General features: G+C 59.2%; 1 pseudogene. It reads left to right on the top strand.

What is annotated here, in order from left to right:
* A pseudogene (locus tag AF337_RS24205) lies at nt 1-213 on the top strand (amino acid ABC transporter permease); the annotation flags it as partial.

The raw sequence follows: 213 nt of genomic DNA on the forward strand, positions 1-213 counted from the left end.
GCAATCAGGCGATCGGCATGCTAAAGGCGAGCGCCATCGTCTCCGTTATCGGGATGCAGGATCTGCTGACCCAGGCACAGGCGATCTACGCCCGGAACTTCCTGGTGATCGAACTGCTGTTCGTCGCCTCGATCTGGTACCTCGCAATCACCAGCATCGCATCGATCGGCCAGCATTTCCTCGAACAAAGCCTCGTTCCGAAGGGCTGGAGCC

The sequence above is a fragment of the Rhizobium ecuadorense genome (assembly GCF_001187535.1).
Classification (GTDB): domain Bacteria; phylum Pseudomonadota; class Alphaproteobacteria; order Rhizobiales; family Rhizobiaceae; genus Rhizobium; species Rhizobium ecuadorense.